Origin of the sequence: Lysinibacillus sp. UBA5994, from assembly GCF_002429725.1 — a bacterium.
Classification (GTDB): domain Bacteria; phylum Bacillota; class Bacilli; order Bacillales_A; family Planococcaceae; genus Lysinibacillus; species Lysinibacillus capsici.
The window spans coordinates 108,504-130,346 of record NZ_DJAU01000031.1; the positions used below are offsets into that span (position 1 = coordinate 108,504).

The 21,843-nt window shown below is 37.7% G+C and carries 16 protein-coding genes; 3 read left to right on the plus strand and 13 right to left on the minus strand.

The window, feature by feature from the left end; all coding sequences use genetic code 11:
- Positions 1 to 141 precede the first annotated feature (141 nt).
- The 4 genes from B3D98_RS11265 to B3D98_RS11280 form a co-directional block, all read right to left on the minus strand.
- Entirely contained in the window at positions 142 to 1,011 is an 870-nt protein-coding gene (locus B3D98_RS11265; RefSeq protein ID WP_288583034.1) for a GNAT family N-acetyltransferase, read from the minus strand.
- A gap of 346 nt (positions 1,012 to 1,357) precedes the next feature.
- Positions 1,358 to 3,190, minus strand: coding sequence for an ABC transporter ATP-binding protein (locus B3D98_RS11270; RefSeq protein WP_066038238.1), 1,833 nt, complete (start codon positions 3,188 to 3,190; stop codon positions 1,358 to 1,360).
- Positions 3,190 to 4,911 carry an ABC transporter ATP-binding protein gene (locus tag B3D98_RS11275; protein WP_288583037.1) on the minus strand — a complete coding sequence of 574 codons (1,722 nt, stop codon included), beginning with the start codon at positions 4,909 to 4,911 and terminating at the stop codon, positions 3,190 to 3,192. Before B3D98_RS11275 ends, B3D98_RS11270 begins: the two co-directional genes overlap by 1 nt.
- A gap of 66 nt (positions 4,912 to 4,977) precedes the next feature.
- Complete coding sequence (locus B3D98_RS11280; RefSeq protein WP_048393305.1) at positions 4,978 to 5,874, minus strand: DMT family transporter; 897 nt, start codon at positions 5,872 to 5,874, stop codon at positions 4,978 to 4,980.
- A gap of 186 nt (positions 5,875 to 6,060) precedes the next feature.
- Between B3D98_RS11280 and B3D98_RS11285 the strand changes: the two genes are divergently transcribed.
- Positions 6,061 to 8,082 (plus strand): EAL domain-containing protein, encoded by a 2,022-nt coding sequence (locus B3D98_RS11285; protein WP_281217010.1) that lies wholly within the window; start codon positions 6,061 to 6,063, stop codon positions 8,080 to 8,082.
- 46 nt (positions 8,083 to 8,128) lie between these two features.
- Here B3D98_RS11285 and B3D98_RS11290 read toward each other — a convergent pair whose 3' ends face one another.
- Positions 8,129 to 8,605 (minus strand): threonine/serine exporter family protein, encoded by a 477-nt coding sequence (locus B3D98_RS11290; RefSeq protein ID WP_081010948.1) that lies wholly within the window; start codon positions 8,603 to 8,605, stop codon positions 8,129 to 8,131.
- A 12-nt stretch (positions 8,606 to 8,617) separates the two neighbouring features.
- On the minus strand, positions 8,618 to 9,370 hold the full coding sequence (locus B3D98_RS11295) for a threonine/serine exporter family protein (RefSeq protein ID WP_288583040.1): 753 nt from the start codon (positions 9,368 to 9,370) through the stop codon (positions 8,618 to 8,620).
- A 338-nt stretch (positions 9,371 to 9,708) separates the two neighbouring features.
- On the opposite strand from B3D98_RS11295, the gene B3D98_RS11300 reads away from it, so the two are divergent.
- Positions 9,709 to 11,118, plus strand: coding sequence for a polysaccharide deacetylase family protein (locus tag B3D98_RS11300; RefSeq protein ID WP_048393300.1), 1,410 nt, complete (start codon positions 9,709 to 9,711; stop codon positions 11,116 to 11,118).
- 428 nt (positions 11,119 to 11,546) lie between these two features.
- Here B3D98_RS11300 and B3D98_RS11305 read toward each other — a convergent pair whose 3' ends face one another.
- The 5 genes from B3D98_RS11305 to B3D98_RS11325 form a co-directional block, all read right to left on the minus strand.
- The gene (locus B3D98_RS11305; protein WP_288583041.1) at positions 11,547 to 13,646 is read right to left on the minus strand and encodes a beta-propeller domain-containing protein; all 2,100 of its coding nucleotides are present in this window, start codon (positions 13,644 to 13,646) and stop codon (positions 11,547 to 11,549) included.
- Positions 13,647 to 13,773: 127 nt separating this feature from the next.
- Entirely contained in the window at positions 13,774 to 14,967 is a 1,194-nt protein-coding gene (locus B3D98_RS11310; RefSeq protein WP_048393298.1) for an acyl-CoA dehydrogenase family protein, read from the minus strand.
- A 9-nt stretch (positions 14,968 to 14,976) separates the two neighbouring features.
- The gene (locus B3D98_RS11315) at positions 14,977 to 16,149 is read right to left on the minus strand and encodes a saccharopine dehydrogenase family protein (RefSeq protein ID WP_054549077.1); all 1,173 of its coding nucleotides are present in this window, start codon (positions 16,147 to 16,149) and stop codon (positions 14,977 to 14,979) included.
- A 26-nt stretch (positions 16,150 to 16,175) separates the two neighbouring features.
- Positions 16,176 to 17,654 carry an aldehyde dehydrogenase family protein gene (locus B3D98_RS11320; protein ID WP_004229708.1) on the minus strand — a complete coding sequence of 493 codons (1,479 nt, stop codon included), beginning with the start codon at positions 17,652 to 17,654 and terminating at the stop codon, positions 16,176 to 16,178.
- Positions 17,655 to 17,676: 22 nt separating this feature from the next.
- On the minus strand, positions 17,677 to 17,832 hold the full coding sequence (locus tag B3D98_RS11325; protein ID WP_288583045.1) for a hypothetical protein: 156 nt from the start codon (positions 17,830 to 17,832) through the stop codon (positions 17,677 to 17,679).
- Positions 17,833 to 18,233: 401 nt separating this feature from the next.
- Between B3D98_RS11325 and B3D98_RS11330 the strand changes: the two genes are divergently transcribed.
- Complete coding sequence (locus tag B3D98_RS11330) at positions 18,234 to 19,034, plus strand: TIGR00266 family protein (protein ID WP_004229711.1); 801 nt, start codon at positions 18,234 to 18,236, stop codon at positions 19,032 to 19,034.
- A 38-nt stretch (positions 19,035 to 19,072) separates the two neighbouring features.
- On the opposite strand, the gene B3D98_RS11335 is transcribed toward B3D98_RS11330, so the two are convergent.
- Together B3D98_RS11335 and B3D98_RS11340 are read right to left on the minus strand one after the other, a co-directional pair.
- A complete protein-coding gene (locus tag B3D98_RS11335) occupies positions 19,073 to 20,035 on the minus strand; it encodes a 2-hydroxyacid dehydrogenase (RefSeq protein WP_004229713.1) in 963 nt (320 codons plus the stop codon).
- Between the two features lie 215 nt (positions 20,036 to 20,250).
- Entirely contained in the window at positions 20,251 to 21,543 is a 1,293-nt protein-coding gene (locus tag B3D98_RS11340) for a globin-coupled sensor protein (protein ID WP_288583048.1), read from the minus strand.
- Between the last annotated feature and the right edge of the window lie 300 nt (positions 21,544 to 21,843).

The window sequence follows — 21,843 nt, forward strand, 5'->3', positions numbered from 1 at the left end:
AGACTTCTTCTTTGGCAATGCTGGCATGCGCATGATCACGACTCCTTTCTTAAAGCTTATTAATATTATATGAAGATAGTAGGTGATTATGATAAAAAAGGGCGATGAGTTGATATTAAATACCTCTCATCACCCCTTTTTCTATTGTTTTACATAATAATCAATTTGCTGTGCTTTCATAAAGCCTGCTTTTTCATAGACAGAAAGTGCTTTTTTATTGTCTACTTCTACATCTAGCATGACAAACGCTGCACCAACCTTACTCGCATAATCCTTTGAAAAGGAAAGAAGGGCTGTCCCAATACCTTGTCCTTCACAATTTGGATGTACAGCAAGTGCAGTTACCCACTGGATTTCATTTTCCTTAGCTGTAGTCACTGTGCCAACAACTGCACCATCTCTGTAAGCAACCCAAAGCTCTCTTCCATTTGTTGATGTATTAAAAGCAATAAGCTCTTCTGATTCTTCGGGTAGATCTCCAAAAGCCTCACAATAAATAGTAATCAGTTCAGCTTGCTCTCCGTTATAGGCTTGAATATTTATATCACTTCGTAATGTAACGGGCTCTGCTTTTGTTTCTAGGGTCGTTTCTGAAAAACTATAGGTAAACCCTTTGTTTTCAATAAATGTATGCCCATAAGGGGAACCATCAATTACTACAGCTAATTGCCCCTCTGCCCCTCTTTCTTTTAGCCCTACTTGTATACCCTCAACTAAGGCAGTTCCAATACCCTTTTGTCGATATGCAGGTGTCACCACTAATGACCACTCATATGTATGAAGTCCCATTAAGTCGATAGCACTAGCAGCACCAACTAATAAATCCTTATTATCCTCATACGCTAGTACCATGAAGCCTTTATTCTCGAAAGAGCTAGCCATAGGTACATTCATAATGGTTTCATAGACTCGATAATCTTGAACTGTTGCTTCTTCACATAATAACTTTACTTCTTTCAATGTTTCTCCATCTAATGGAAAAGACACTGTCATCACTGAAATATTCATCATTTACTCCGTTCCTGTAACAGACTATTGCCCTATTGTAGCAAGAATGAAAATAAGCTGGCAACAAAATATATTAATACCCGCTATTAATCAGAATTTTACTTCAAATATTAGAAAAATAAAAGGATTTATACTATAAAAATTCAGTAAAATGACTGAAATTTACTAGAAATAATATACTAATTTTTCTAAAATAGAGATATTTATTCTTTCACAACCCATTACTTTTAAACTATCTACTGCTTCATATTTTAATAATGTTATATAATAATTATACCATTTATTCAAATTAATAACATTTTAATTCAATAAAAAAGAGCAACTTCAAATGAAATTGCTCTTTTTCCATCTATTCCTCAAGATGGTGTGAGGATGAATGCAGCATTTGTGCATAAAGACCACCTGATTCGATTAGCTTTTGCTGAGGTCCAGCCTCCACTAATTCCCCTTTTTGCATCACTAAGACCATATCGGCATTATGGACAGTATTTAAACGATGCGCGATCACAAAGCTCGTGCGCCCTTGCATTAACGTATCGAGTGCCTCTTGTATCGCCAGTTCTGTCACAGTATCGATACTGCTTGTCGCTTCATCCAATAGTAAAATTTTCGGATCAGCAATAAGTGCCCTTGCTATAGAAAGTAATTGCTTTTGGCCTTGGGAAATCTCGCGTCCATCCGCTGCAAGAATAGTATCATACCCATCCTTTAGTTTCATAATGAATTCATGTGCATTAGCTTGCTTGGCCGCTTCCTCAATCTCTGCATCACTCGCATCCAGTCTACCATATCGGATATTCTCGCGAACAGAAGCCTCAAACAAAAATGGATCCTGTAAGACAAAGGCCATTTGTGAACGAAGGGATTGTCGATCAATTTGCTGTACATTTATACCATCAAATAATACCTCTCCCTTTGAGACGTCATAAAATCTTGCAATAAGTTGAAGGATTGTCGTTTTACCAGCCCCAGTTGCACCAACAAGGGCTACCGTTTGACCAGGTTCCACTTTAAAGTCTACATTTTTTAGTGTGTACCCCTCTTCTTCTAGTTCATATTTGAAGTACACCTGCTTAAACGTTACATGTCCCAATAGCTGATGCTTTTGTGCTGACACATTTTCTGCCTCTGGTTGTTCATCAAGCAAGGAAAATACACGTTCTGCACCAGCAATGGCTGACAGTACCGTATTAAACTGGTTTGCTAAATCATTTAAAGGACGTGTAAATTGTCGTGCATATTCAGTGAATATAACAATTACCCCTATCGATACATGTCCATATAACGCAAGAACTCCTCCTACACCTGCTACAATGGTAAAGCTCATATTATTTAAGAAGTTCATAACTTTAGGAATATAACCTGAGTATGTCTGTGCCCAAAAACCAGTTCTTTTTAAGCGCAAACTTTTTTCACGAAATTCTGCTTTCATTCGCTCCTCTTGTGAAAATGCCTTCACAATCCGCTGTCCTGAAATTGTTTCTTCGATCATCCCGTTTAAGGCGCCAATAGCTACCTGCTGTTCTTTAAACAGTGGTGCTGTACGACGTGTAATCCATCGCATCGCCCAAAACATCAGTGGAATAATGATCATCGTCAGAACTGTCAGCAATGGGCTTAAACTGAGCATAATAATGACGGTTCCACCAAGCGTAAGAACACTTGAAAATACCTGAATAAAGGAACTGTTCAATGTTGAGCTGACAGCTTCAATATCATTCGTCATTCTACTCATCAATTCTCCATGCTGACGACGATCAAAGAATGCCACTGGCAGTCTTTGAAAATGAGTGAATACACTTGTCCTTAATCTATAGATCGTTTGCTGGGCGATGCCAATCATCCAATAGTTTTGTAGGAAAAGTGAAACGGCTAATAACACATAAATACCAATTAATAAGCCAATCCCTTTATCTAAGCCTGAAAGCTCGCCATGCATAACATAGTGATCAATCATTTGACCGATTACATAAGGACCAACTAAAGCTAATATGGAGCTAATCATCACTAATAAGAGCACCACAATAAGCAGTGCACGTTGTTCGTCGACAATTTTCCATAACCGCAGCAATGTACTTCTCCAATCAGCTGCACGTGGCCCCTTCTTTTTCTTCACACCCTGTTTCAGATCATCTTTTGTCAAAAGCGGTTCATAGCCAAAAGGTTTCTGGAAAAATCCCATTAATCCTCCACCTCCTGTTGAGAGATAGCTATTTTTTTATAAAGCGAGGAAGTCTCTAAAAGCTCTTCATGTGTGCCATAAGCAACTACTTTTCCAGCATCAATCAGTAAAATGCGATCTGCACCTTTAGCTGTACGTATTTTTTGCGTAACAACAAGCATCGTTGCTTTTTCTTCACTCAGTGCCGCCCACAAAGACTGTTCAGTTTTCACATCTAAAGCACTAGTACTATCATCAAGCATTAAAATATGTCCCTTTCTCAATAGAGCTCTAGCTATAGATAACCTCTGTTTTTGCCCCCCCGATAAATTGACACCTTTTTGCCCAACCTTGGTATCATAACCATTTGGAAAATCTTCAACAGATGCATGAATTTGCGCCTGCATTGTAGCCTGTAATACAGCATCCATTTCAGCCTGTGTATCTCCCCAACGCACATTATCTGCAATACTTCCTGTAAATAACAATGACTGCTGGGGGACATAGCCAATCACTTCCCGCAACTCTTGTAAATCCCAATGTTGCACATCCTGACCTTCCACAAGTATTCTGCCTTGCGTTACTTCATAGAACCGAGGAATGAGCTGTAATAATGTTGATTTTCCTGCACCAGTTGCCCCCATGATCGCTAGTTTCTCGCCAGACTTAACTTGAAAGCTCACATCTGACAGAACAGGAACATCTCCTCCTGGATAAGTAAAACTAACATGGTCAAAGGTTAATTCTCCATATTGTGTGGCATGACCTACTTCTTCTAAAAGAGATGTATCTTCAACCTCATTTTCAACGGAAAGGATTTCTGCCATACGTTCTGCAGATGCCTTTGCACGTGCGTAGAAGATAATAATAAAAGCGAACATTGAAAATGAGCCTGTCATACGCATTGCATAATTCACAATAGCCACAATATCACCAAGTGGCGTTGTTCCTGTAGCAATTTGTTTTGTACCAAACCATAAAACTGCGAGCAGGCTCATATTCATAATGAACAAAAGAACCGGCATAATATATTCCATTATGCGTAAGGCCTTCACAGTATCAACCTTTAACCGTGATGCAACTTCATCAAAGCGTGTAGCCTCATATGCCCCTCTTAAGTAAGCCTTTACTAATCGTATCGCCTGTAAATTCTCCTGTAAAACTCTGTTTAAACGATCGACCCTCTTTTGTACACGCCCAAAATAAGTCACACCTTTTGCCACCATAAAAAGAAGAAAAATAAAAATGATCGGTGCACCAATAACTAAAAATAAAGCTAATTTCGGATTTACGACAAAAGCCATAATAATGCTTCCTATCACAGCAAGTGGCGCTCGAAGCATAATACGTAAGCTCATAAACAGCACCGTTTGTACCTGTGTAACATCATTTGTTAATCGAGTAATAAGCGATGCAATGGAGAATTTTTGATAGGTTGCTAGCGTAAAGGATTGAATCCTATCAAACAGGGCATTTCGAAGGTCATACGAAAAGCTTTGAGCTGTATGTGAAGAAAAATAAGAATTGATAACGCCCGCCAGAAAGGCAACAAAAGATAGCCCAAGTAAAACAGCCCCCCATTGCAAAACCATTCCTTGATTTTGTGCCCTTACTCCCTCGTCGATTATTTTTGCCATAATGAGTGGCTGCACAAGCTCTACAAATAACTCTAAAAGCATTAAACATAAAGCAAAAATAGCTGTCCATTTATATGGCTTTACATAGGAAAAAACTTCTTTCATATTCTTTCCCCCTTGTTGGTAGATAAAATTTAATGATAGTTAAAAACTACTAACACTATAGTATATTTATGCTTTTTCTCCTGCTATAGAAAGCCAGGTTACACAAACAAGCATAACGAATACTCCTATTAATTGCCAAAAACCTAAAGAAGTACCGAAAATAATAACAGAGATCACCATTGCTGTTAATGGTTCAATACTAGAAAGAATGCTCGTTTCAACTGCCGTAATGTATTTCATACTACTTAAAAACAATATAAAAGCTACTGTTCCAAAAAATATTAAAGCAACTAATAACATTAAAATTTTAAAATCTACTAGAACAACCCATTGAGTGGACTGCTGCCAAACACGGCTTACTAAGCCCAAAGTGAAGCCACCCACCAGCATCCCCCAGCCCACTACTAAAAGCACACTCCACTCCTTCATTAAGCGTGCAGGATACAAGGTGTAAAATGCAAATGTTAAGCCTACTCCTATTCCCCATAACAAGGCTTTTGGACTAATAAGTAAACTTTCAAATGATGCATTCGTTAGTAACAGAAATAACCCTATAAGGGTACCAATAATACCTAACACTTGATATTTTGGTGGCCATTTCTTTAAACTAAGAGAGACATACGCGACAACAAATATTGGCGCTAAAAACTGTAGTAAGGTAGCAAGCACAGCATTACTTTCATTAATTGCAGCAACAAATGTAAATTGGACACCAAGCATACCTGCAATACCAAAAACTATGAGTTGCCTCCCCCATAGCTTGTGCTGCCAAATTCCAAAAATATTTTTTCCTGTTAACAATAAATATGTAAGTAGTAATATACCTGCAACCGATAAACGGATTGTTAACATAAAGGATACAGTCAAAGGTGTATGATTAAGCAACCACTCCATTAAAGGGCCAGTTGCTCCCCATAACATAGCACCCGAGACGATAAATATTATTCCTTTTAAACGTTTCATACCAATCCTGCTTCCTATATACGTACTAAAAATTGTTACTTTTCTTCAAATCTTTTCTTATATTTCACTAGAAAAGTCCTATTAATTTTTACTATCAAATATTTACAAATATATTCATAATGACTAATTCCCGATTATTATCTATAATATTAGTATATATTGATTACCCAAGGAGATCGAATAATCATGAGTCATATGCATAAATCATTTACGATTGATGAACATTATTTAAATTCACTTCCTTTTCCTGCAATTATCATTAATCAAGATGGACAAGCAACAGTCTGGGGAAAGAGTGCTGAACATCTGATTGGCTTATCAGCTAATGATATTAAAGGAAATACTACTCCATCTATACACGAAAATCTACTGCGTCAGCTTCCTGTCGAAACACTTCAATCTATTTTACAAAATGAGGACAGTACGTATCTAGAAAAAATTCAAGTACACACAACTTCAAATGCAGAAATAACAACAGCTCTGCTAGCTAAACCTTTTACAGATGAGGGAGAACGTTTTATTCTATTGATTTTTATGCTCCCAGAATTAATGACGCAGGCTATCTCTCAATGCAATACCTTTGTAAACCTTAAGCAAGGTTTAGATGCAACCTTTATGACTGTTACACTCGATCACGATGGATTTATCTTGGAATGTAATAATGAATTTCTAAAAACAAGCCAATGGACACCAAAGCGTGTTATCGGCAAAACCTTTTGGCAACTGTTCCCTGATAATGAAATGAGTGAAAAAATTACACATACGATCTGGCGTAATTTAAATAATGGTCATACATGGCAAGGAGAAGTTGAAAAAATTACAAAAACGGGGCAATCCTATTGGGTGCTACTAACGGCTATTCCCCTCGTTAATCTTGAAACAAATGAACAACAGTTTATCCTAATTGAAAAGGATGTAACAAAATCAAAAACGATTCAACACCAGCTTGAAAAAATTGCTTACATCGATACAGAAACTGGTTTGATGAATGCACATCGACTTGAAAAAGTAATCACCAATATGATTGACGATGAGAGACACTTTTCATTTGTTTATCTAAGTATTGATAAATTTTATACACTTAAAGAATTACATGATCAACAAATCGATCAAAGCCTTATTGTTGAATTTACAAATCGTATAAAAATGTATTTCCAAGATAGCACGATGGCTCGTATAAATGAAAATGATTTTGTTGTCATTACGCCTTTAAGTGAATGGTTTATTCAAGGCTTTTTATCTTACTTACAACAACATCCGATTTATAGCGGCAATATTGCTGTACCAATTTCTATTAGTGGTGGCATAACTAGATATCCTGAGGATCAATCAACATTCTCTCAGCTTATGAAGGCATCCATTGCTACTATTTCTACAGTCCGTGAGGCTGGCGGAGATAAAATTGTTTCTTTATCAACAGCAACACATAAGGCTTTAAATCGTAAAGCATTAATTGAAAAGCGCTTACTCCAAGCACTTGACCAAAAGAACTTGAAGGTACTCTATCAGCCACAAATCGATGTGTATTCTGGAAAAGTTACTGCTGTTGAAGCACTTGTACGTTGGGAAGATGAGGTCATAGGTGTCGTAACGCCTGATGAGTTAATTCCTATCGCTGAAGAAACAGGCCTAATTAATAATATTGGGTCCTTCATGCTGGAAAAGGCTTGTGAACAAGCATTACTTTGGAAAAAGGCTGGCTATGATTTAAAAGTATCTATTAACTCTTCTGTACGCGAATTCCGTGATAAGAATATGGCAAAATCTATACTTGAAATGATTACAAAAACAGGTTGTCCAGCGAACCTATTACAAATTGAGATTACTGAAAAATTTGCTTTAGAAGCTGAAGCCGCAACGTCTATTGCACAGCAAATGCGTAAGCTTGAAAACGAAGGCATTTCTTTTGTATTAGATGATTTCGGTACTGGCTACGGCTCATTCAGATATATGCAAATTTTACCAATAAATACATTAAAAATCGATCAAACGTTTACAAATTCACTCTTAAAATCCGAAAAGAGCCAAAAGCTTATGAATGGTATGGTACAACTAGGTAAATCCATGGAATTGAAAGTGGTCGCTGAAGGTGTAGAAACAGCTGAACAAGCAGATCTATTAATCACTTACGGCTGCGATGCCATTCAGGGCTATTATATTAGTAAACCTGTTACACCTGAAGAGATTGAACTATTACTGACAAAATAACAATAATGAAGAAGGAGGCTGCGTTTATTTAGCACGCAGTCTCCTTCTATTTTTTATAAACCTTTTGTAATTTTACTTTACTGGAACGAACTGAGCGGAATATGAGTTGGATAATTACTTCTGCAAAAACTAGTCCAATAACAATAGCACCTGTAATTAAAAATGCCTTTAAGCCATATTGCAAGCCTTGTAAGTAATCATCTTCTACCACATTTCTCATTGCATTATAAGCCATGCCCCCTGGTACTAATGGTATAATTCCCCCAACAATAAAAATAATCATGGGTATTTTAAAGCGTCGGGCATATAAATGAGCAACGATGGCAATGACAAATGAGCCAAAGAAAGAAGCTTTGACAACATCCATGCCTTGCTCTGTTAGAACATAGTATATAATCCAGCCAATTACCCCAACAAGTCCGCAATGAAGTAGTGTTTTTCTAGGAACATTAAAAATAATGGCAATCCCAGCTGTCGCAAAAAAACTAACTATTAATTGTATAATAATGTCCATCATCTGCATATTATCCGCCTCCTAAAATCCAAGTGTGACGGCGATTGCTGCACCAATAGCAAAGGCTGTTAAAAAGGCCTCTGCTCCCTTTGCCATCCCTGACATAAAATGACCTGCCATTAAATCACGAACAGCATTTGTAATCAAAATACCTGGTACTAGTGGCATGACGGAACTAATAATAATTTTATCAAGTTCAGTACCATAACCATACTTTACTGCAAAGAAGGCAACAAAGCCGAGGACGAGTGATGCAGTAAATTCAGAAAAAAACTTTACCCTTGTTAAATGATTAATGAATACAAGTACTAGGAAACCGAGCCCGCCTGCCAAAAAAGCTATCGGAAAATCCGACCATCCACCCTTAAACATAATAAGGAAACACCCACTAGCAAGCGCAGCTGCTAAAACTTGTAAATAAGTTGGTAAAAAATAATTTGTTTTTTGTATCGACTTTAGCTCGTCATAAGCTTCTTCTAATGTTATGATTTGAGATGTGAGTCTACGAGATACTGAATTTACCAAGGCGATTTTTTGCAAATCTGTAACCCTACTGGGAATTGATGTAATTCTTGTTGGCTGTGTCTTGCCTAACGAAAAAATGATGCCCGTTGGCGTGGCATAACATTGAGCATTAGGCATATTTTGAGAATGTGCCATACGCAGCATCGTATCCTCGACGCGGTATGTTTCTGCACCACTTTCAATCATAATGCGTCCTGCAAGCAATAAACAGTCAATCGTAAGTTCATTATCCGCATCTTGTAAGACCATTGCAGCTATCTGCCTCCTTCAAAAGGTTCCTTGCCAATATTAACGAACTGCCAATAAAAACTCAACTGAAAATTTTTTCTTAAGCAATGGATTATCTTTCAATTTATTTTTACAGTTACACTAATATTACGCATGTGTTTTTTCTATTTTAGTAGGTATTTTACAACCTCTTAAATAGAAGTACAACTACAATTAATTCGCTAATTCTTGAAGAAAAAGCGATCTTAATAAATTTCCACATAATTACATAAAAAGATTCTAGATTTGTATAACTTTTTTAATGACTGGCACGTCTGATTGTATAGAAAATAAAAAAAGAGGGGAGCGTATCCAAAACCATGCAGGAACGCAGAAAAAGACGCGGTCCAATAATTGATTTCTTATTACTTAGCCTTATTGTGACCTTAACAACTATTATACTTTTTATTATCCTTTCAAAGGATGACTTTAAGTTTCAAAAGATTAGTGCTTCAAAAGAATCCGAGACGGAATCGGTGAATAGTCATTTATCGACCGAAAGTTCTGCGTTTCCAGGCATACGTATTGTTACAGACGTTTCAAATGACAAACGAACACCATTTGCTATACATTACCCACAAACAGATAACGAGGTTTTTAATGATGCCGTATTACAATACATATCGGATTCAAAAGAAAACTATCTAACATCGATGAAGAAAAATAAAGATACAGATGCTATGGGTGAATTAAATATTAGTCTAGAAACTTTTCCGTACCGAGAGCATTACTATTCCTTTGTGCTAACAAAAATGCTATATGTAGGTGGAGCCAATCACGAAGTCTCCACAAAAACATTCTTCATTAACAACGAAACGGGCGAACAAATTACAATCCAAACGCTCTTACAAAATGATGAGAATAACTTATCTACGTTGGCTGTAAACGTCCGAAAAGATTTGCAAAAAAACCTCCAATTAAAGGATGAGCTTTTCAACGATGAACTATTAAAAGCTACCGAACCAAAATGGTCTAACTTCAATCGCTTTGCTATTGTTGATGATTCATTACAAATCTATTTCGATGAATATGAGATTGCTAGTGGAGCAGCAGGTACCCCAATAGTGAAACTACCCCTTTCGCTTATTAACCCTTTGTTAGCCTCCGAATTTCAAATCGCAATGGAAAATGTAAAACCAATTAATCCACCACCAACTGGCGATCCGAATAAAAAACGTATTGCTTTAACATTTGATGATGGTCCACATCCAAAAGTGACGGAGCAAATTTTAAATATTCTTGATAAGTATCACGCAAAGGCTACTTTCTTCATGCTCGGTAGTCGTGTACAATACTATCCTGACATCGTAAAAGATGTTCTTGCGCGCGGTCATGAAATTGGAAACCATTCGTGGAACCACCCTGTCTTAACAAAGCTTACGCAGGAACAAGTGATGAAAGAATATAACACGACTGCCACTGAAATTGAGAAGGCAATCAATCAAGGTGCCACAGTTTTTAGACCACCATACGGTGCAACTAATGACACAATTAATGCCGAGATTCCTATCCCTGTTGTGCTATGGACAATTGATACATTGGATTGGAAACATCGAAATGCACAGCAGCTATTGCCACACGTAAAAAATAATTTACACAATAATGCCATTGTCTTAATGCATGATATTCATCAATCCACTGCAGACGGACTTGACGCTGTTCTTGCCTATTTACAAGAGCAGGGCTATGAATTTGTGACTGTTTCCGAGATACTGCCATATCGACAATAGTAATAAACAAAAAGTCCAATGAATTTCTCCATATTCATTGGACTTTCTTTTTGGTTGAAAAAGATGATGTCAACGGCAGAAAAAGCAACTTTGCAAGGCGAGAGGTTGACTTCTGTTCCGCCAGCGTCCTTTCCAGAGCGTCCGATGAGCCGCTTCACTCACCTACGTTCATCCAGGGTCTCATCTGTGACGCTAAATCCCCTAGGAGTGACGCTGGCTCCACTCCAATCAACCATTCTGCAAATTGTCTTTACTTTTTCATAGTAGCATAGCGATCAAATAGCCCATTATCAGAGGATGATGGGTGACAACACCTCTTCATAAAGAATAATGAACACCTTCACTATATTTGAAAACCGTTGCTAAAGATACAGGATTGGAGTAGAAGGCTACTTGATACCTTTCAATTGACTGTTTTGTTTTTCTTATTATTTTATTGTTAATGTATCTAAAGGCTTGAAGTCATTTAACTGATAGCTTTTTATCTCGTTACGCGCTATTGTATACAGCGTATCATCTATATAGACAACACGTTGTACAACTTGCTCCCAATTTTCATAGGACTCATTATTATTACGATTGATTATATTTCCTTTCAATACTATCCCTTTCTCTGCAGTAATTTCATAAATTTGAGCACCTTGACCTTGATAGACAACTTCGTCTCCCTTACCTGCCTCATACAGTACTACAGGGAAGCCAAAATAGTTGTATTCCTTATTGCGGAATAGCGCTTTAGGATTGTATTGCACTTCAGAGGAAGAACCTTTCCCACCAATTTTTACGGTTGATTGTTCTTTCGGATTTCGGAAGTCTGATACATCGAATAGGGACATCTTCATATTGGTTGTCACAGTAAAATTACGTTTCGTATACGAATCATAGCGTTGCTCCGTATCATAACCAATACCAATTAAATGCGTATCATCTAATGGATGTAGGTAATTACTGAAGCCAGGAATCTTCAATTCCCCTAGTACAGCAGGCTTTTTCGGATTCGCTACATCAATGACAAATAGTGGATCCACTTGTTTAAATGTCACCACATATGCTTTTTCTCCCATAAATCTAGCTGAATATATCTTTTCTCCAGGCGCCATATCTTTTACTGCACCAAGCGGTTTTAAATGTTCATCCAAAATAAAGAGATGGTTATAGGAAGTACTTTTCTCATTCCACGTATTACCTTCTGTTGTAAAGATCCGGAAGTTCCCCTTATATTCATCCATTGAATACTGATTTAACACAGTTCCCTTTACTTCCGTACTTCCGACAAAGTTCAAAGTCGTTCCATCTACATCCCACTTGAAAATTTGAGTGTCGGCTGACCTCGGTAACCAAATCATATCCATAACGCGCTTTTCTGATGAAACATCAATACTACTTTCATACATTGGTGTCGTTAAATACAGGGCATTCTCTGACATATAAAGACCACTACTTCCACCTAAGTACCCTTTCGTATTGGCAGTTGTCTTAGCTCCATTTTTTAAATCGACAGCTGTAATTAAACTATAGGTACCATCCATCGTATTTGGTAAGATTGAGATTTTTTCTACAGGCAGACTTTGGTACTCTGTTCCTGCCATACTATCAAATGTTTTAGGCTTTAAATCGGTTTTATTGTCTTCTTGTAGCATCCAGTAATTTGGATACATATTACCGATTAAATATAATGTGTCATTCGTTATGCGAATATCCTGCAAGAAGCCTTCTTGCCCAACATCACGTACATGCTTTGGATTGCTTGGATTTGAAATATCATAAATTGAGGCTGTTACCATAGCTGTGCCTGCTTTTTCAATATATTGATCTCCGATGGCAATTAATAGATTGTCATATAGGGCAAGCTTAGAAATATATTGGGAATGTTTTAATTTGATACTTGTAGCCATCTTTAAATTCTTAGGATCTTTAGCATTCACCACTGTAATGCTCTGATCTTTTGCAGTGTAAATAAAGTCATCTTTTACCACTACAATGTCACCCTCTTCTACCCCCTCTACTTGATTATTAGTTGTAGACTCATTATTAGCTGTTGCTTTATCTTCACTTGCTTTACTTTGTAAGCTCTCTTCTTCTCTAATTTCTACTCTTTGAGTTGTTAACAACTTTTTAAAATACTGCTGTAACTCTTTCTCCGATTTTACGGCTGTTAATGTCTCGATAATTGTAAATGGAATTGTCTGTGAAGCTACATTCAGTCCGCCTTGTGCAAAGGCCTCCTTTTTTACATGCAATTGATAATTACCTGGTGCTAACTTTTTCACCACTATCGTTTTTTGATCTTCCAACAATTCAATTGTTGCAGGTACTTTGCTTCCTTTTTCCGTAGTGATATAGACATATTCCTCAGTTATTTTGTTTTTCTTTAAAGCAACTGAAAAAGATGCTTGCCAGTTTTGTGTTGCCATACTTGCGCTAGCCGCCTTTGCCGTCACATCTGTATTCACTATCAATGTAAAAATTCCAGGCACGATAGCTAGAACGATAATCAGCAAAATTGCGAACCATTTACTTTTCATCATTTTTCCTCTCCTTCATATACTTGTTTATTAATTAGACTAGTAAAAAAGAGGAAAGTTACATTTTTCTGAAATTTTCTAAGTAAGTTGAGGCACAATAAAAAACGAGAGGGAAACACTTCCCTCTCGTCTATTCTTCAAATGGCCATTTAGGTAACATATTTTTTAATGGCTTATCTTGTCGTCTTCCCAATACATAATCTGCCTGCATAATAGTATGAATTTCGCGAGTCCCTTCATAAATGACTGGTGCTTTGGAGTTTCTTAAATAACGGGCAACTGGATACTCGTCTGAATAGCCATAGGCTCCATGAATTTGGACCGCATCATCCGCAGCCTTATTCGCAAAATCACAAGACTGCCATTTTGCCAATGATGTCTCTCGAGTATTTCGAACACCTTTATTTTTCAATTCTCCAACACGATAGACAAGGAGACGACTCATTTGATAGCCTGCTTCCATATTAGCAATCATTCGTCCGACAAGCTGATGCTCACCAATAGGTTTACCAAATGTCTCTCGTTCATGACAGTATTTCACACTAGCCTCTATGCAAGCTTGGATCAAACCAACAGCACCTGCTGCTACTGTAAATCGACCATTATCTAGCGCAGACATGGCAATTTTGAAACCCTCGCCCTCTTCACCAAGTCGGTTTTCAATTGGCACGCGTAAATCTTCAAAAAAGAGCTCACCTGTATTACCAGCACGAATACCATATTTTCCTTTTATCGCTTTAGATGTAAAGCCAGCCATGGAACGTTCTACAATAAACGCACTAATTCCATGATGTTTTTTCGATTTGTCTGTATAGGCAAATACGATAAAGTGGTCTGCAATATCACATAAAGAGATCCACGTTTTTTGCCCATTGAGGATATAATGATCTCCATCACGGACGGCAGTTGTTGACATGGCAGCTACATCAGACCCAGCCCCTGGTTCTGTGAGACCAAAAGCTCCAATCCGTACACCTTTAGCTTGCGGAACAAGGTATCGCTGCTTTTGCTCTTCAGTCCCCCACTGCATTAAGGTCATGCTATTTAAACCTGTATGAACAGATACGGCTGTGCGAAATGCCGTATCTCCCCGTTCAAGCTCCTCACATACGATAGCAAGTGCATTATAATCCATGCCACTACCTCCGTATTGTTCAGGAACACAAACACCCATTAAGCCAAGCTCAGCAAGTCTGGACCAAATTTTAGCATCAAAGCCACCTTCAGCATCCCATTTTGCAATATAGGGAATGATTTCCTCATCAACAAACTGTCTTACTGTTTTTCTTAGCATTTCCTGCTCAGTGGACATTTCAAAGTTCATGGTCAGCACCTACCATTTCACAATCATAGCAGACTTATGTGATGTCTCTTTAATGACCACACCTCGTTTAGCCATCTCTTCAATATACGTATCACCTGGCACAATTGCTTCAGGCGGGAATACACCATGCTCTGTAATAACACCGGCACCAATCATCTGAGCAACAACTGAAATCGTATTTGCCGTAGCACGGGCCATAGCTGTTTCATTAATTGTCATATCTTTACGTACAACCATTTCATATTCATATGTCACCTGCTGTTGGGCCTTTTCACCTGCTACAATAACACGTAACAATACAGCATCAGGTTTTGAGCCCAATTCAAGCTTCTTTTTGAGTGCCTCTCGTACGACTGCACGAACAGGCACTTCTTGATTATCCACTTCTACCTTATTCGCAGAATCAAGGAAGCCTAAGTCTGCTAAAAGTTTAAATTTCTCAGCATGGCCTTTATAACGGATGGTTTTATATTCTAATGTGCGGACATTCGGGAATGTCTTATACAATGTGGAGATACCACCAGATGTATAAAATGCCTCAAGCACACCGAAATCATCAAAATAAATAGGTTCAACGCCTGATAGGGATGGAACTTCTTGAAGCTTGCCCTTCTGAATCGTTTTTGAAGGCTCAGTATAATGATCGAAAACGCCATCTAAAGAAAACACGCGTGTATAATGAAGCGGAGGCTTTGGCTCAGTTGGAATACCACCAACAAATAGTTTAATAGATTCTACTTCGTCTAATTTTGAAGCACCATAGCCCGCTAGAATATTGATCATACCGGGAGCAACACCTAGGTCAGGAATGATTGTAACACCTTTTGCCTTTGCTTCCTCATGTAAATCTAATATCTTCTCTGTAACGCCACCGATATGACCACCTAAATCAACGGAATGGACGCCTGCCTCAATAGCTGCTCTTGCTACTCGTTCATTGAACGAATAAAACAATGCATTGACGGCAACATCCCCCTTCGAAATAACACTCATTAATGAATCGTCACGTTCTGCGTGTAGCTCTACCACTTCTACCTTATTTGTATCTAGCGTATCTACAAAGTCCTGTGCAACTTTTACATCGATATCACCTAAATACACACGCTCCACTTTATCGTTTTTTATTAAATCACGAGCTACCTCTTTCCCCATTAAACCTGCACCTAATACAACAACTTTCATCAAGAACATCCCCTTTCGTTGATCTGTTACTCTGTATCGATTTGTGCTCTTTGTAATTTACCGCTGTAGTCTACATAAATACTCTTCCACTCTGTGTATACATCTAGGGCTGCTACACCTGAATCACGGTGTCCATTTCCTGTCCCTTTAGTACCTCCGAATGGCAAATGGATTTCAGCACCTGTTGTGCCAGCATTTACATAAACAATACCTGTATCTAAATCACGTTGTGCGCGGAAAATTGTATTGACATCTTGGGAGAATATTGAGCTAGATAAGCCAAATTTCACACCATTATTTACTTCAATTGCTTCTTCCAAACTTGCCACTTCAATTAGAGATACGACTGGACCAAAGATTTCTTCTTGAGCAATAATCATGTCAGGCTTCACATTTGTAAACAATGTTGGCTCATAATAGAACCCTTTATCATAAGGTGGTTCATTTAGTATCCTGCCACCTGCTAATAATGTAGCACCCTCTTGTTTACCTATTTGTACATAGTGATTAATTTTTTCCAATGCTGCTTTATTAATCACTGGCCCGATTTTTACTCCCTCATCTAGACCATCCCCAATTGTGAGCTTTTGCATTTCATCTAAGAGACGTTTCTCTAATTGTTCTTTTACATCTTTATGCACAATGACTCGACTACATGCTGTACACCTTTGCCCAGCAGTACCAAATGCGCTCCATAAAATCCCTTCTGTAGCTAGCTGTAAATCAGCATCATTCATGACAATAACAGCATTTTTGCCACCCATCTCTAAAGAAACCTTTTTCAAATGCTTCCCGCCAAGCTCAGCTACTTTACTGCCCGTTGTTGTAGAACCTGTAAAAGAAATAACCTTGACGTCAGGATGTTCAATTAATGCTGTGCCTACTGTAGGTCCTGTACCAAATACGATATTAGCGACACCATCTGGTAAGCCTACTTCCTCAAAGATTTTACCCATTTCATAGGCCATCATTGGAGTCTCATTAGACGGTTTCCAAATGAATGTATTCCCTGCAACAATGGCAGGAAATGACTTCCATGTGGCGATAGCAACAGGGAAATTCCAAGGTGTAATGAGTGCTACAACGCCTATAGGTGCCCTTACACTCATAGCAAATTTATTGGCAAGCTCAGACGGTGTTGTTTCACCAAACAATCTACGTCCTTCACCAGCCATATAGTATGCCATATCAATTCCTTCTTGGACTTCTCCTCTAGCCTCTTCAATGACCTTGCCCATTTCTTTTGTTAAAACGGTCGCCAAATGTTCTTTTTTCTCTTTCATTTTTTGACCGATGGCATATAAATAATCTGCACGTTTTGGTGCTGGTATAAGTGCCCAGCTCTTTTGTGCTTGTTTAGCAACAGCTACAGCCTCGCCTACCTCATTCGAAGTAGAGCGTGGAATGGTAGCAAGCTGCTCACCGTTTGCAGGGTTCGTCACTGCTATACTTTGTAAATGTGAATGTGTGATCCATTTACCACCGATATAGTTTTTAATCTCCACTACATACACCCCCTGAAATACTCTATGATGCCTCAGCTGTTGTACCAGTCGTATTCCATAGGTATAAGTCTATGAATTTAACCAGAATCCACTTCGCCTTGGAATAATTGCGTCCGAGCAGTGCAATGTGCTTACACGTTTCACTATTCGTGACAGCTACCAGTGGCTTTATCTCCATACATCAATAGTTGCTCCCCACCAAAAGAAAAAATGTCTCATTAGGAATCTTGGAGTGAGCGGAGATAAAATATGTCAAAATTCCGAATTTTCAATATACACCACACCTTGTAATACTAGCATTTCAATAATAATCGGTGACAACTGCCAGAGGCTTTATTTCCACTTAACTTCCTTACCTCAATATAGAGGATGACTTCTAAATTTAGAAGCCTCTTAAGGTTATGTATATTCACAATACCCTTAGTTAAATGAAAATAAATAATACACATTCTAGTTTTTTATATTCGACATTTTCTAACTAATTCCCTTTTTTTCTAAAATATTTAATTTTCTATTGAAACCAATGTAACTTATAATCGTATACAATATCATTAAATTTATTTTTGGAGGAATCCCTTTATGAATAATCATGAAATTGACTACAAGTTATTTGGTGACGACATGCAATATGTGCAAGTTGAGCTTGACCCTCAGGAAACAGTTGTTGCAGAAGCAGGAGCGTTAATGATGATGGATGATTCGATCCATATGGAAACTATTTTTGGTGACGGCTCACGAGGTGGCTCACAAAGTGGTCTAATGGGTAAATTATTAGGTGCCGGAAAACGCCTAATAACAGGTGAGAGTTTATTCATGACAACATTCACAAACGTTGGCTCAGGTAAGAAGCATGTTTATTTCGCATCACCATACCCAGGGAAGATTATTCCGATGGATTTAAGCCAATTAAACGGTAAAATTATCTGTCAAAAAGATGCATTCTTAGCTGCTGCTAAAGGGGTCTCTGTAGGCGTTGAATTTCAGAAAAAAATTGGAGTAGGCTTCTTCGGTGGTGAGGGCTTCATTATGCAAAAGCTAGAAGGTGACGGCATGGCATTTGTTCATGCAGGAGGAGCCATTCATGAAAAAACATTACAACCGGGTGAAGTTTTACGTGTGGATACAGGATGTCTTGTAGCAATGACATCCAATGTGGATTACGATATTGAAATGGTTGGAGGCGTAAAAACAGCCCTGTTTGGAGGCGAAGGAATCTTCTTTGCTACATTACGTGGTCCTGGAACAGTGTGGGTACAATCATTACCATTTAGCCGTTTAGCCAGTCGTGTCTTTGCAGCTGCCCCTATTTCGCAAGGTGGAGGCGGTCAATCTAAAGGTGAAGGCGGTATCGGCGGCTTATTCGATTTATTCAATAGATAAAAAAATGGAGCATATCTTTCACCGATATGCTCCTCTTTTTAATCAATTCGATTGGATATTGCCTTGCCTTGTCCATAAGCAGTCAAAGCTTTTACATTTAACATTAGCATAGCCGTTCTCGTTTCTAATGACGCGCTACCGATATGTGGCAGAGCTACTACATTTGGAAGTGTTAATAAGGGATGATCCATCGCAATCGGCTCTTGTTCAAACACATCTAGTCCTGCAGCCCAAAGCTTCCCATTTTTAAGAACATCGTATAGCGCATCCTCATCAATAATTCCACCACGTGAGGCATTAATTAATACCGCATCTTCTTTCATCAAAGCAAGTTCCTTTGCACCAATGAGTCCTTCCGTATCACTATTATAAGGTGTCATAATCACAACAAAATCAGATTGCTTTAATAGATCCTCCAGCGAAACATACTGGAAGCCATACATTTCTTCTGCTTCATGACGACGTCTGCGATTATTATACAAGATTTTCATATCAAACCCTTTTGCTCTTCTAGCAACAGCTTGGCCAATTCTCCCCATGCCAATAATGCCAATTGTGGCTCCTGAAACATCCTTGCCAACCAGTTGCATTGGATACCAGCTTTTCCATTTGCCCTCACGTAAATATCTTTCACTTTCTGGAATTCTACGAGCAGTTGCAAGCAGTAAGCCAAATACTAAATCCGCAGTTGTATTAGTTAAAACTCCAGGCGTATTTGTCGCCATAATGCCTCGTTTTTTTAAAGCCTTCACATCAATATTATTATATCCAACTGCTAAATTCGTCACTAATTTTAAGTTGGGTGCATGCGAAAGTAATTCTTCATCTACTTGGTCAGCTATCGTTACCCACAGTACCTCACAGTCAGCGACAGCTGCGAGCAATTTTTCACGTGGAATCACAATTTCTTCCTCATCCCATTGTGAGATTTCATAAAACTCCTGTAGCAGTTCAACAATATGTGTAGGAAACTTACGTGTTATAAATAATTTCTTTTTCATGCTCCAAACACCCCTCTACTCAATTCCCTAATTCGCCTATAGCGTAACACTTAAAACAAGCATTTTCTAGGGTTTTGTAATCTTCCTCTTTCTATAAAATTTGCTATTAGCTAATTCAGCAGCCTCTTAGTTGATTTATCCATAAAATAAGACCTTTTATCCTAATTCACATACTAAAAAACTATGCATAGATAGTATGCATAGCTATATTTCTTTTAAAACTCTCTTATTGTTGTATTTAAGCGATTAGCCACCTTCGCTAATTCTTCCGAAGATTCACCAATCGATTCAATAATAGTAGCTAATTCAGATACTTGATTATCGACTTTTTGGAAATTTGAGATCGAAACTTCTACAGAACCCGAAATCGCATCAAAAGCTTTTAGAGATTCAGCATTACGTTCGATACTACTATTTACAAGTTCCTGTATGTTCTGAATTGCTTGTACAACTTGTGTTGTGATACCATTTGACGTCATGATTAACTCAGCAATCTGTTCAACAGAGCTTTTCGTTTGATCCGCAAGCTTGCGTACTTCGTTTGCAACAACTGCAAAGCCTTTACCATGCTCACCGGCACGTGCCGCCTCAATTGCAGAGTTTAACGCAAGTAAATTTGTTTGCCCAGAAATACTTTTCACAATTTCTACAACGGCATTTATTTTCGAAGAGGATGCATCTAATTGCTCCACCATATTTGCCATTTCAACGGTCTTATGATGAATCTTCCCTGTTTGTTCATTAATAGATATTATTTTAGTATAGCCTTCATTAGACACTTTTTGCATTGATTCTGCTTCATACATACTTTCCTTCAAAGAAGCGTTGACACGCTTTGCGCTATATACAAGTTCTGTTACTGTTTCAGTTGTAGTTTGTGATTGAACCTCTAATTGTGTAGAAATTCCGCCTATAACATCCTTTACATGGTCCCTAACATTATTACGTTGTGTTTCAATTAGTATACTTGCATAGCTATCATATTCTTCTAAAACGATTTGTTGTTCAAAATTACATATTTTACTGATAGCATCACAAAACTTCTCTTCTTCGCCCTTTGGTAATCGTAGTTCATAGACTATTTTGCGAAGTGATTTCTCAAGTATTTGAAATGCAGCTAAATACCATTTCGGATATAAATTAATCTTTACATGCATTTTTGCCACACGTCTTCGCTTCTCTAAAAAGGCTTCATCTATTCGTCCCTCAAACATTTCAATAATATGGTGACGTAATGTCTGACGTAAACGTTCGCTGGAGCTATGTGATTGAATGACCTTTTGTAAGGCAGGAACACTTTCTATTGCATGATAAAATGCCGCTACAACTTCTACTACATTTCTTTCTACATATGGTTTTAAACTATTAATCAGCTGAAGATCATGCACACTTAACCCTACAAGATTTAATTGTAGTAAACGGTCTGGATCTTCTATAAAAATACCGATTGTTGTTTCATTGCTTATTTCAATTGTATTTTTCTTAGATCTATTGATAAGTTGAAACATTTTCTCCACCTCATATATTTAATCATATATCTTAATAAGTCTATATTCCTACTTTTTATAAAAAAACAACAAATAATTAGACACTTTATGTATCAATTATAATCTCAAAACATCTAAATGAACAATATGTAGGTAAATGTTGTCTAATATTATTATAATCCGCTATTAATTTATGCTTTATCATGATTCTTTATACTCATTTTCTCTCAATTTATCGAAAAAATGGATATATGATTCAATAATCTTAACGCAAAAAAAGCCACTGCTTCTTGAAGAAGATGTAATGCACCCCAAAAGTTA